Source organism: Pseudomonas sp. GM55 (assembly GCF_000282395.1).
GTDB classification, from domain to species: domain Bacteria; phylum Pseudomonadota; class Gammaproteobacteria; order Pseudomonadales; family Pseudomonadaceae; genus Aquipseudomonas; species Aquipseudomonas fluorescens_CC.
In genome coordinates, this window is record NZ_AKJJ01000004.1 from 66,910 (window position 1) to 77,879 (window position 10,970).

14 protein-coding genes are annotated in these 10,970 nt (G+C 52.3%); 7 read left to right on the forward strand and 7 right to left on the reverse strand.

Features of this window, described 5'->3' with window-relative positions; translation table 11 throughout:
* Positions 1-8: 8 nt before the first annotated feature.
* Positions 9-830 carry a substrate-binding periplasmic protein gene (locus tag PMI31_RS01355; RefSeq protein ID WP_008015726.1) on the reverse strand — a complete coding sequence of 274 codons (822 nt, stop codon included), beginning with the start codon at positions 828-830 and terminating at the stop codon, positions 9-11.
* A 275-nt stretch (positions 831-1,105) separates the two neighbouring features.
* Here PMI31_RS01355 and PMI31_RS01360 point away from each other — a divergent pair, with 275 nt between their 5' ends.
* Positions 1,106-1,609, forward strand: a complete 504-nt coding sequence (locus tag PMI31_RS01360; RefSeq protein ID WP_008015727.1) for an Lrp/AsnC family transcriptional regulator — start codon at positions 1,106-1,108, stop codon at positions 1,607-1,609.
* Between the two features lie 45 nt (positions 1,610-1,654).
* Here PMI31_RS01360 and PMI31_RS01365 read toward each other — a convergent pair whose 3' ends face one another.
* Positions 1,655-2,266, reverse strand: coding sequence for an acyl carrier protein phosphodiesterase (locus PMI31_RS01365; protein WP_008015728.1), 612 nt, complete (start codon positions 2,264-2,266; stop codon positions 1,655-1,657).
* Positions 2,267-2,568: 302 nt separating this feature from the next.
* Here PMI31_RS01365 and PMI31_RS01370 point away from each other — a divergent pair, with 302 nt between their 5' ends.
* The 5 genes from PMI31_RS01370 (at position 2,569) to kefC (ending at position 6,999) form a co-directional block, all read left to right on the forward strand.
* Positions 2,569-2,901: a carboxymuconolactone decarboxylase family protein gene (locus PMI31_RS01370; protein WP_008015729.1), complete on the forward strand. Its 333-nt coding sequence runs from the start codon at positions 2,569-2,571 to the stop codon at positions 2,899-2,901.
* Positions 2,902-2,945: 44 nt separating this feature from the next.
* Positions 2,946-4,070 (forward strand): alkene reductase, encoded by a 1,125-nt coding sequence (locus PMI31_RS01375; protein WP_008015730.1) that lies wholly within the window; start codon positions 2,946-2,948, stop codon positions 4,068-4,070.
* Between the two features lie 169 nt (positions 4,071-4,239).
* Complete coding sequence (locus PMI31_RS01380; RefSeq protein ID WP_008015731.1) at positions 4,240-4,458, forward strand: tautomerase family protein; 219 nt, start codon at positions 4,240-4,242, stop codon at positions 4,456-4,458.
* 191 nt (positions 4,459-4,649) lie between these two features.
* Positions 4,650-5,171: a glutathione-regulated potassium-efflux system oxidoreductase KefF gene (gene kefF, locus PMI31_RS01385; RefSeq protein ID WP_043302110.1), complete on the forward strand. Its 522-nt coding sequence runs from the start codon at positions 4,650-4,652 to the stop codon at positions 5,169-5,171.
* A 1-nt stretch (position 5,172) separates the two neighbouring features.
* The gene (gene kefC, locus PMI31_RS01390) at positions 5,173-6,999 is read left to right on the forward strand and encodes a glutathione-regulated potassium-efflux system protein KefC (protein ID WP_008015733.1); all 1,827 of its coding nucleotides are present in this window, start codon (positions 5,173-5,175) and stop codon (positions 6,997-6,999) included.
* A 38-nt stretch (positions 7,000-7,037) separates the two neighbouring features.
* Here the strand turns inward: kefC and PMI31_RS01395 are convergent, their stop codons facing one another.
* The 5 genes from PMI31_RS01395 to PMI31_RS01415 all read right to left on the reverse strand — a co-directional run bounded on the left by PMI31_RS01395 (position 7,038) and on the right by PMI31_RS01415 (position 10,424).
* Positions 7,038-7,367 (reverse strand): thioredoxin family protein, encoded by a 330-nt coding sequence (locus PMI31_RS01395; RefSeq protein WP_008015734.1) that lies wholly within the window; start codon positions 7,365-7,367, stop codon positions 7,038-7,040.
* Positions 7,368-7,439: 72 nt separating this feature from the next.
* On the reverse strand, positions 7,440-8,135 hold the full coding sequence (locus tag PMI31_RS01400) for a DsbA family oxidoreductase (protein WP_008015735.1): 696 nt from the start codon (positions 8,133-8,135) through the stop codon (positions 7,440-7,442).
* Positions 8,136-8,199: 64 nt separating this feature from the next.
* On the reverse strand, positions 8,200-8,823 hold the full coding sequence (locus PMI31_RS01405; RefSeq protein WP_008015736.1) for a TetR/AcrR family transcriptional regulator: 624 nt from the start codon (positions 8,821-8,823) through the stop codon (positions 8,200-8,202).
* A 175-nt stretch (positions 8,824-8,998) separates the two neighbouring features.
* A complete protein-coding gene (locus tag PMI31_RS01410) occupies positions 8,999-9,772 on the reverse strand; it encodes an SDR family NAD(P)-dependent oxidoreductase (protein WP_008015737.1) in 774 nt (257 codons plus the stop codon).
* 97 nt (positions 9,773-9,869) lie between these two features.
* The gene (locus PMI31_RS01415) at positions 9,870-10,424 is read right to left on the reverse strand and encodes an OsmC family protein (protein WP_008015738.1); all 555 of its coding nucleotides are present in this window, start codon (positions 10,422-10,424) and stop codon (positions 9,870-9,872) included.
* Between the two features lie 299 nt (positions 10,425-10,723).
* Between PMI31_RS01415 and PMI31_RS30635 the strand changes: the two genes are divergently transcribed.
* The coding region (locus tag PMI31_RS30635) for a hypothetical protein (RefSeq protein ID WP_157213252.1) at positions 10,724-10,970 on the forward strand (247 nt) is incomplete at its 3' end.

Consider the following 10,970-nt stretch of genomic DNA (forward strand, 5'->3'; position numbering starts at 1 on the left):
CTAGGAAATTACTTAGTCTCGTGCGCGATAGCTTTTTTGATTAGCTCATCCATATGACCGGTCACGACGGCATCATTGATATAAAGGTCTAATACTTGAAGATCAGCGTATGAGGTATCACGCCGTAGGCCGAACGAAACACCTTTTTTATCGATCGCTGGTACAGGTCTAAGAACTACCGCCCAGTCGGGGTGAGAAGCGGCGAAAAGGTCATTAGCTGCCGATGTATCGAAAATCACATCAGCTCGTTTGGACATAACAGCCAAACGGATTTCGTCGGGGCCAGGCAGCCGCATGATCGATGCGTTTTTGATGATGGCCGTTAAAGACTTATCCTGAGCCGTGCCAGATGACACCGCGATGGTGATTCCCGGTAGGTCGATATCAGCAACTCCTTTAGGCTGATTCGTCTTGGGATTTTTCTGGTTGTAAATAAAGGTCGATTCGGTAGCTGAAAGATTTTTAGAGAACACGATAGAGAGCGCACGTTGCGGGGTAGCCGTAAGTGCCGGTGCCAAATCCCATTTTCTGGATTGCAAGCCAGCGATCATGTTGTCCCAACTGGTGTCCACAAAGACCGGCTTGACCTTCAGTATTTCAGCGAACTCTCTGCATGCGTCGACAAAGAAACCTGAATACTCCCCGGTGGCAGGGTCTTTCATGATGTAGGGCGGAGCCTCCGCCGTGCCACATCGAATAGATCCAGATTTTTGGGCTGCGGCCCATATGCCATCCCCCTCACCCTCGGCGTAAACGCCTGACGATCCGGAAACCACTCCTACTAGAACCAATGCCGGTAACAGACGCATGCCCATACGTTTGAAAATCATATCGGTATCTCCCAGTGATGCGCCGGCCAAGCGCAGATTCGAGGGGATGGCCCTCTGAGCCTCTTGTTATTTTCAGCGCGCCCGTTTTGGGACTGAGACGCACCTCTTTTTTTCTCCCTGATGAAGCACTCCGCTCGATCCGTCTCGCTGTTGAAAAAAGACTACCATTTGACAATAGGTAAACTATTGCAAAATTTCCACACCTGAACCTCTTGACTTGGAAGCCACTTCCAATGTTTTCTCTATCTCTGCAATATTTTTTCGAGGCTGTGTAAATGACCAGTTCTTCAAAGCTGCCGGATCGTTCCTCCCGTCTAGACCGTATCGATCGTCGAATACTGGCGGGCCTTCAGCGCGACGCTACTCAGCCCGTAACCGAGCTCGCAGAGCAGGTCGGGCTCTCTATGACGCCCTGCTGGCGCAGAATTCAGCGCCTGGAACAGCAAGGTTTCATAAAGAAACGTGTCGCCATCCTCGATAGAACGACGCTGAATGCAAAAGTGACAGTGTTCATCATGATAAAAACTAGAGAGCACTCCATCGAATGGATAGATCGTTTCTATCAAGCGACTCGCGATATGACAGAAATTGTTGATATCTACCGGATGAGCGGCGAGGTTGATTATTTGATCCGCGCTTTCTTGCCGGATATTCAAGCCTATGACGTGCTTTATAAAAAAATCATCGGTCAGTTACCCGTAGCGAACATCACGTCCATGTTTGCAATGGAAGAAATAAAATCAACAAGCGAAGTACCGCTTGATTTTATTCCAGACTAATTCAGATTCTGAGGCAGCTCGCGGTATCCAGACGAGCTGCCTGGTCTAAACGCTAACCATCGAAATTGGCAATATTCTTCCTAATTCCGAACCGGGTTGGGCGTACTGCCACAGCAATGGATAGAACTCTAGGAAATCCGCACTTAGCGGCTCATACAGCGCTGTCAGCTCTTCGTATGCCCCATGCAAGCCTTCTGGTTGGGATAGGCGCAGGGAAATGACTTCCAGCCCATGTCCGATCATCGAAAAATCCCTATACGCGCCAAGCCAATCTTCCGAAATAATCAATGGCGCGATCTGGGCCAAGCGCACCGGCAACGCGGGCTCATCCTCTAAAAGTCGGTAGATTTTTTGAGAGAAAACGTCCAGGGGCTGATCGGCGTATCGCTCCCAATCCCGCGCCAAGCAATGATCAAAAAACATGTCGAGAGCGATACCCGCGTAGCGACGTCTTGTAACAGGAAATCGCTCCAGCGCCCTTCTAACCAGCGGATGGGAATCCGTAAAAGCATCAATTCGACGATGCAGTCTGATTGCCTCTGCAGTCTGCGTAGAGAAATTTCCTAAAAACGTTCCCTTTACAAAATCCCCATAAAGACTCCCCAGCAGCTGCTGTGGCTCCTGACCTCCTAAATGGAGATGTGCAAGGTAATTCATCAGCGACTCCTACTAACTATAGGGCTTTGGGGTGGGTTGATAGCGCTGGGCTCCGCCCGTCCGAGATTGGCCCTCTACATAAACGCTACCATTCACTAGGTAGGTCATCAATAGCAGATTTAAGGCCGACCAGCCATCCTAGCTGTGCAGCTACGTGTCGCCCGCAGCCACCTTCAAAATGACATGATGACGCCGATTGTCGTTTTTCTCGTTGCACGCCTACCAACTAGATGGTAGCGTATATTCAGATTCAAAATTATCCCCGTGAACCTGCAGGGCGTTAACGCCCACGTGAGAATCCTATGCAAGATTGGAAGCAAACTCGTCAAGACATCAATGCGCGCCTGGTACAGCTGAATAGCCTGTCCCCTGAGACCTTGAAAGGCATGGCTTCGCTAGGAGGTGCTGGCGCGAAAACAAACCAGCTGGACGCCAAAACACGCGAACTGATTTCGTTAGCCGTAGCGGTGACCACCCGCTGTGATGGCTGCATCGCGTTTCACGCTGCAGAGGCCAAAAAGCTCGGCGTAACTACTGAAGAGGTGGCAGAAGCTTTGGGCGTAGCGATCAACATGAACGCAGGGGCTGCGCTGGTCTACAGCACTCACGTGCTCGACGCCTTCGACAAGTCATAAATCTTTCTTCGCCCTTCAACTCTTTAACGACGTCGAGATTAATCATGAATAAGCTGTTCACCCCTTACGATTTGTCAGGCATTGCGCTGAAAAACCGTGTTGTCATGGCGCCGATGACCCGCACCCGTACCCTGAACAACATTCCAAATGAATCCAACGCACTGTATTACGCGCAACGTGCTTCTGCCGGTTTGCTGATCACCGAAGGCCTGCCTATCTCCGACGAGGCTCGCGGCTATCTGTATACCCCTGGCATTTACGAAGATGAGCACTTGCCAGGCTGGCGCAAAGTCACTGAAGCCGTGCATGCCAAGGGTGGAAAGATTTTTGCGCAGCTCTGGCACGTTGGCCGTATGTCTCATGTCTCGGTGCATGGCATGGTGCCGGTCTCCTCGGGTACGGTGCCTGCGGTTGATACCACGGTGTATGCGTGGATCGAGCCTGGCAAATCAGGCCCGGTTCAACCCAGCGCACCACGTGCTCTGGAAACTGAGGAAGTAAAACGCGTCATCGCAGACTTTGTGAAATCTGCGCGGATGGCAATGGACGCAGGTTTTGATGGTATCGAAATCATGGCGGCGAACGGCTTTCTGTTCGATCAGTTCCTGAGCAGCGCCCTGAACACTCGAACCGACCAGTACGGTGGCTCCATTGCCAACCGTCAGCGCTTCCTGCTGGAGACCATTGACGCAATTGCTGCTGAAATCGGCGGTTCCAAGATTGGTGTACGTTTCTCGCCGTTTGGTCGCCTGTATGACTTCGGCGTGTATGACGGTGAAGAAGAAACCTGGATGAGCATGGCGGCAGCCCTCAATGAACGGGAACTAGCGTTCGTTCACCTGAACTACCAACCAACCATTCTCGCCGCGCAAACACCTGCGGGTTTCGGCGCCGCTTTCCGCGAAGCCTACAAAGGCACCTTGATGGCAGCTGGCGGCTTCACCAAAGAGATCGCAGAGTCTGAACTGGCCAAAGGTGAACTCGACCTGATTGCTTTCGGCACCGCCTACATTGCCAACCCTGATCTGGTAGAGCGTATGCAGAACGGCTGGCCATTGGCGGAAGGCGATCGCGCAACCTACTACGGCGTCAGCGATTCGATTGACAAGGGTTACACCGACTATCCGACTTACGCTAACGCTGCTCAGCGGGTTCCGGCTGAAGCGTAATTGCTTGAAGGCACAGCCTACGTTGAGTTCTGCTTGGGCAGGCCTGTCGTAATGCGGAGCCTACCAGTCATGTCTGCTGTAAAGACCGGATAGAACCCGCGCCCCAAAGTCACGAAGATATGGGCGTCTTCGGTACTGACCTATAGCCCTTATTGAAATGGAGCACACTATGCCGTTAGTCATTATTAAAGGTATCGAAGGCGTCTTCACGGAAGAACAAAAAGCCGAGGCGATTCATAAAGTTACCGAGGCCATGGTCTCAGTCGAGGGTGAAAACATGCGCGCTCTCACTTGGGTTCTTTTCGAGGAAGTCAAAAGCGGCAGCTGGGGCATTGCAGGAGAGCCAATCACCGCAGAGAAGGTGCTTAAGCTACAAGCTGGCAAATAAATTGCTGCCCTGATAATCAAGCCTTCTCTGGATTTGCTGCATCTCGTTCCTTGGGACTTGGCATCTTCTCCAGGGAGGGCTTTTTCATTCAAAAGGACATTAATTGGCCTCAAAGTGCTTGAACGAAAACCATCCTTTACATGGGGTGGGTTCTATCGCTCATCGACCTAACGGACATCCTGGAGGTCATCTTGATTCTTATCATTTACGCTCATCCCTACCCCGAAAAATCACTTGTTAATCAAGCAATGCTCGAACGCGTATCCGGCAATCCGGACATAGTCATACGCTCCCTGTACGACCTTTATCCGGACTTCAATATTGACGTTGAGGCTGAACAGAGAGCGGTCGATCAAGCACAGCTGCTCGTATTGCAACATCCGATGTATTGGTACAGCTCCCCGCCCCTTTTGAAATTATGGATCGATAAAGTATTCACTCACGGTTGGGCATACGGCAAAGGCTCTGTCGCCCTCAAAGATAAGAGTCTGCTGTGGGCCGTCACGACGGGTGGTGAGCACGATCATTTCCAAATAGGCGACCACCCAGGTTTCTCGGTGTTGGCTCAACCCCTCCACGCAACGGCAATCTATTGCAACATGCGCTGGCTGAACCCTGTCGTGGTGCACGGCGCGTATGCAGCTGCACCCGACTCCCTACACTCACAAATCGAGCACTATTACGCGCGCTTGGCCTCCTGGAAGGAAGATTGATATGGAGACTCACAGTCTGATTGAAATGCTCATTTACTTGGGCTCAGCTGCCTTGATAGTCCCAATCGCCGTTCGATTAGGACTTGGCCCGGTTTTGGGCTATCTGTTGGCCGGCTGCCTGATCGGCCCGTGGGGCCTGAAGCTGGTAACGGATGTGGAGTCCATCCTGCACTTTGCTGAAATCGGCGTAGTTTTGATGTTGTTTATCATTGGTCTCGAACTTGATCCCAAACGTCTTTGGGCCATGCGCCGAATGGTTTTCGGTGGCGGCGCATTGCAGATGCTGGCCTGCGGTGTTGCAATTGCCGTGTTTTGCGCCGCACTTGGCTTGAACTGGACAGCAGCACTGTTGGTGGGATTGACGCTGAGTCTGTCGTCGACCGCCATCGCCATGCAGGCCATGAACGAGCGAAACATGACCCCAACTGCCGTGGGTCGCAGCAGCTTTGCCGTGCTGTTATTCCAGGACATCGCGGCGATTCCGTTGGTCGCAATGATTCCATTGTTAGCAGCACATGGTGGTACGCCCTCCGGCGCCGAACTCGCGCTGTCCATCGCAAAAATCGTCGGCGCGATCGTCGCGGTGGTTCTCTTAGGCCAGTACGTTTCCCGGCCCGTTCTGCGCTTTGTCGCGCGCTCGGGTTTGCGCGAAATCTTCAGCGCCGTCGCGCTGTTTCTGGTGTTTGGATTCGGGTTGTTGCTGGAAGAGGCAGGATTGTCGATGGCGATGGGAGCATTTCTCGCCGGCGTTCTGTTAGCCAGCTCGGAATACCGGCACGCGCTGGAAAGTGACATCGAGCCATTCAAGGGGCTGCTGCTCGGTTTGTTCTTTATCGGCGTCGGCATGTCGATCGACTTCGGTACGCTGATCGATGCGCCACTGAAAGTCTTTACGCTGACCTTGGGCTTTATCCTGATCAAGCTGCTGGTGATCAAACTCCTTGGCCGCTTCCTGAGTGTCCCTACTGAACAGCGCTCCTGGCAGGCGGTGTTTCTCGGTCAGGGCAGTGAGTTCGCCTTCGTCGTGTTTGGCGCAGCAACGGTTGCCGGCATCCTGGTCGACCCTTGGGGTAAAAGCCTGACCTTGGCGGTAGCACTGTCCATGTGCGTCACACCTCTGCTGATCCTTGTGCTCAATCGCCTGGAGTCCGCAAGTAAACAGGACAACCAAGAAGCTGACACCATAGACCAGCGCAATCCTCGGATAGTCATCGCCGGCTTTGGTCGATTCGGCCAAATCGCGGGCCGTCTATTAATGTCCTGTGGCTTTGAAGTAGTGGTGCTGGATCACGATCCAGATCATATCGAGACGTTGCGCAAGTTCGGGGTCAAGGTGTTCTACGGCGACGCGACCCGCCTTGATTTGCTGCATGCCGCCGGTGCTGCACAAGCAGTGGTGCTGATCAACGCCATCGACAATCAGGACGATAACCTGGCACTGACCCGGCTGGCCCAAGAGCATTTTCCCTCCCTGAAGCTGGTGGTGCGCGCTCGCGATATGGGGCACATCATTACCCTACGCCAGATGGGCATAGAGGCAGTTGAGCGGGAGACTTTTGAAAGCGCTTTGTCCCTTGGACGCAGAGCGCTGGAACAACTGGGCGTCGGGCGCTACGAGGCCCGTGAACGCGCGGATCGATTCCGCCGCCTGAACCAGGAAATGCTTGAAGAAATGGCCGCGCAGCCCGAGGACGACACTGAGTTCAAGTACGACGCATACAAGCGGGCCAACGCCCTTCTGACGGAAATTTTCAACGAAGATAGAGCTCATCCGATCAATAACTGGCCGGATCAAAGTCGAGCCAAGGCGGAAGAGAAAGATAGCTAAACGAACGTCGAAAAATTTAAAGCCATTCTGAGGTCAGTCTAAAAGACGTCCTTTAAGTCAGCCAAGATTGCTTTCTTCAACGCGGCAACCGATCGAGAGCCGGCCAGAACCAAACGTAACCGCCCTTCGTGAAAAACCGCCAAGGATGGCACTGAGCGAATGCCGTACATCTGGGAAATCGTCGGCGAAACGGCCACATCAATTCTTCCGAATGCGGCGCGAGAATGCAGCTTGTCTGCCAGGTCGTGAAAGACCGGCTTCATTTCCTGGCATGGCTTGCACCAAGACGCCGAAAACAGCACGACGCTGCTGCCTTTTGCAACGAATCTGGCGAACTGTTCGGCTTTCAAGTCTACGATACGGTTCATTTGCACCTCACCCACAACGCCACTTCAAATCTAGAGATTGCAGCACCAACAGGTGCCGCAAAGTCTCTAGCATCAATTACATCCATCAATACCGCAGACTTGACCGCTGAACGACTCCTCCTCGCCCTTTGCTTCCAAATACATTTGATTCAATGCTTGGAGAAAGTCTTCTGGAAGCTGAGCACCCGCCATGGAAAATGCATTATTGAACACAAAAAACGGAACGCCTGAGCCGAATTGGGCCGCCGCGCGCTCGTCTTCCTGCATCTGAAGGCGCAGATCCGGGGATGACCACGCGAGTCGAATCGACTCATCAGATACCCCTACAGACTTTGCTATCGCCTCTAAACTTTTTCTGTCAAAGAGCGATTTACCCTGGGTGGTACTTTGCTCATAGAGCGCTTCCACCAGGTTTTTCTTCACTGTTTCATCTTCGACTGCTTTGACTAATATGTGCGCGTCTGCGGTGTCACCAAACAGCATGGTTTCGAAACGGTAATCAAGCCCCGAAGATTGGCCATATTGCTTAACCGTACTCATCATGGTTACAGCAGCGGTTGGACTACCCAATTTACGTTTGAGGGCTCCTACCATAGGCTCAGCAACATGGTTCGGGGCAAGACGGTAAGCTCTAACGTTGACTTGAACGCTGTCCTTGTGAGGAAAGTTTTCAAGCGCTTTTTCAAAACGACGCTTAGCGACCCAGCACCAAGGACAGACGTAATCAGACCAAATATCTATTACGAATTTCTTCGAATCACTGCTCATAAATCACTCTGTATTGAAGGGAATAAAGAGGCCGTCGCTATTGAGGAAAGACTTAAAGCGACTGTTAACAATTCGTTTGATGGCCACTGGTATGTTTGATCTCACGAGCAGACATCGCGGCTGATCGCTCCAGCGATTCGAGTAAGCAGTCGAACCCAGCCAAGGGATCTGCCGATCGGCCTAATGTCCAATCAATAAGACTCGCCCCCTCTAATGCACTCAACAGCATAAATGCATAGGATTGAGCGGGCTTGGCCAGTAACCATCCTTTCTGAATTGCTGCCTCACTGATGGTTCTCTGTAGCCAGTCAAGTTGTGTCTCGAAAAAAACTCGAGTAAGCACTTGAAGCGATAAAGGCAGTGCTGCCATTTCTGCCGCCAGTGCGCCACACAAAGGTAGAAGCCCTTCATTCGCACTGACGACGAAAAGACGGGAAAACGCTCGAAGCCGCAACAAGGGATCTTCATCGGCGTCTTCGATTGACCGAATGGTCGCATCGAAGCGATTGAAAGAGTCCTTGATCAACTCTTGACCGAGACACTCTTTGGTCGGGAAGTGATGATGAATGCTGGCTTTTCTAATGCCAATCGTCGCGGCTAGATCAGCATAACTAAACGCTGAGTAGCCCTTAGACCTCATCTGGGTTTCCGCGACTTTTAACAGCGCTGCTCTTGTCGAAACTGACATTGAAAACTCCTGCGGCTAGCCTTCAGCCGCCCTACACCAAAAGCTGGCAGGCTGCTGCCAGCTGGGCCAGTCAAATGGCCTTGGATGAACGTTCGAGCCATTGCACCTCCCAGCACTCTTGGTGATGGAATGGAAGTCGACTTAGGCGACTTCCATCAGACAGCGTTAGCTGAAATCAGGCACGAACGGCCATGATTCCCGCATCCACGTCCCAGATAGCACCGGTCACCCAGGATGTCTTGTCCGACAGCAGGAACACGATGGTGTTGGCCACATCCTCAGGAACACCAACTCGACCCAGTGGGTGGAAATCGTTCAGCGACTTCATCGCTTCTGGGATCGCCTCTTTGTCCATGAAACCTTCATAAATCGAGGTGTGAACGATCCCTGGCGAGACTGCGTTGACGCGGATACCCGAGTGAGCCAATTCAATTGCCAGGTTACGGGTCAGGGCGTGCAGACCTGCCTTCGCCATGGAGTAGGCAGAGGCCGGCGAACCTGCCAATGCAGCCTGAGCACCGATGGAGCCGACGTTGACGATTGATCCTTCGCGCTTGGCGGCGAGCATGTTCTTGACCACTGTTTGGGTGATAAAGAACGTTGCACGATTGAGAGACAGGTACATGTCGTACTCAGCTTCGTCGTGTTCGGTGAAGGCTTTGGGAATGAAAATGCCAGCGGAATTCACCATCAGGCTGATATCGCTGTGGTTGGCGTTGATTTCATTGCGAACGAAATTCATGCCTTCTTCAGTCATGAGGTTTGCGACTATCACAGAAACCGGGCCAAACGCGCTCAACTCGTTACGGACGGCGTCTGCCTTGTCTTGCTTGCTGCCTGTCAACACCACGCTGCCACCGGCTTTCAGCACCATGCGAGCAGTTTCCAGACCCATGCCACTGGTACCGCCTACCACAAGCAGTTTCTTACCTTTGAAAAAATCGTTCATTTCATACTCCAGTTAACTAAATTTCCGAAAATTGCAGCGCCAGAGATCATTCGTCTGCTGGCGCTCTTAGGGTTCAGAGAGTCAAACCCGATGAAAATCAGTCCTCACGAACCTCGAGGGTCGGCACCATACGGATGGCTTTCGAGAAGTTGGCGTAGTTGACCGACGTCTTGAGTACATTCTTGTGCAACTCTTCCACGCGTTCACGCGGCGCATCGGTGTGCAGACGAACGACGAAGCTCACTTCGTCGTAGCCTGGGTTGACGCTCTCGTCGAGGCCCAAGAAACCACGCAGGTCGAGGGTACCGTCCGTCTCAATTTCCAGACTGTGGATCTTGATACCCATCATGGCGGCGTTGGCTGCATAGCCGACCGACATGCAAGCGTTGAGAGCGGCCATTAGCAGCTCTTGAGGGTTAGGCGCACTGTTCTGGCCCAGCAACTCATTTGGCTCATCGGCGACGATTTCGAAATCACGCGAATAGGTCTCACCGGCGAGGCTGTAGCGACTGACTTTCGCCACAGAGCGCGTCTGGCCTTTCCACTGAGTCTTAACGTTAAAGCTGGCGTGGCGCTTGCCCGCATCCTCAGCAACACCTTGGGCAAACTGCTGCAGGGCGGCTACGTCAATACCGTTCAGGTTATTTGTCATTTGGTAAGTCCTCTGTGCAACGCATTTTTGCGCGGGGGTTGATGTTCGACGGAAGAACTCTACCAACTGGTAGGGAGGGATGCAATAAAATTTTTTGAAATTGCTTGATGCGCGAAAGCCAGCAAGGAGTAATCTACTCACAAGCCCGGTAAACATAGCCCAAAGCTAAGCACCGTCTATCCGAACGGACAGACGGCAAAACGCCTACGAGTAGGATGGCTTAAACCAAAGAGGCTATTATCCTCTAAATCTTTACCGGGCTTAAAAAATTAATTGAAAAGGTATCAGGGAGAGTAGTCATGAACCGTAAAATTGCTTCAGGTCTTTTTTTATCAGCAATTGGAATATACATAGCTGTGCCTCAAACGTCGTTACGTACAGAGGCGCAAGAACTGCCTACCGCAAGTTCTGTATCGGTTATTGATAACCAAGCCAAATCTACCGCTACTGCGTCTGATGGTGCTGATCATGTCGGTGCCGACGCATTAGCACGAAGTGGCGCTGAGCATGGCACGGGCCAGGTGGCCGCTGATGGGGCCGATCATG

Bases quoted from the DNA above. Each gene is read 5' to 3' on its own strand.
- kefC (WP_008015733.1), top strand. From the start codon at position 5,173: ATGGAGACTCACAGTCTGATTGAAATGCTCATTTACTTGGGCTCAGCT.
- PMI31_RS01375 (WP_008015730.1), top strand. From the start codon at position 2,946: ATGAATAAGCTGTTCACCCCTTACGATTTGTCAGGCATTGCGCTGAAA.
- PMI31_RS01360 (WP_008015727.1), top strand. From the start codon at position 1,106: ATGACCAGTTCTTCAAAGCTGCCGGATCGTTCCTCCCGTCTAGACCGT.
- PMI31_RS01395 (WP_008015734.1), bottom strand. From the start codon at position 7,367: ATGAACCGTATCGTAGACTTGAAAGCCGAACAGTTCGCCAGATTCGTT.
- PMI31_RS01355 (WP_008015726.1), bottom strand. From the start codon at position 830: ATGATTTTCAAACGTATGGGCATGCGTCTGTTACCGGCATTGGTTCTA.
- PMI31_RS01365 (WP_008015728.1), bottom strand. From the start codon at position 2,266: ATGAATTACCTTGCACATCTCCATTTAGGAGGTCAGGAGCCACAGCAG.
- PMI31_RS01370 (WP_008015729.1), top strand. From the start codon at position 2,569: ATGCAAGATTGGAAGCAAACTCGTCAAGACATCAATGCGCGCCTGGTA.
- PMI31_RS01405 (WP_008015736.1), bottom strand. From the start codon at position 8,823: ATGTCAGTTTCGACAAGAGCAGCGCTGTTAAAAGTCGCGGAAACCCAG.
- PMI31_RS01410 (WP_008015737.1), bottom strand. From the start codon at position 9,772: ATGAACGATTTTTTCAAAGGTAAGAAACTGCTTGTGGTAGGCGGTACC.
- PMI31_RS01415 (WP_008015738.1), bottom strand. From the start codon at position 10,424: ATGACAAATAACCTGAACGGTATTGACGTAGCCGCCCTGCAGCAGTTT.
- PMI31_RS01400 (WP_008015735.1), bottom strand. From the start codon at position 8,135: ATGAGCAGTGATTCGAAGAAATTCGTAATAGATATTTGGTCTGATTAC.
- PMI31_RS01380 (WP_008015731.1), top strand. From the start codon at position 4,240: ATGCCGTTAGTCATTATTAAAGGTATCGAAGGCGTCTTCACGGAAGAA.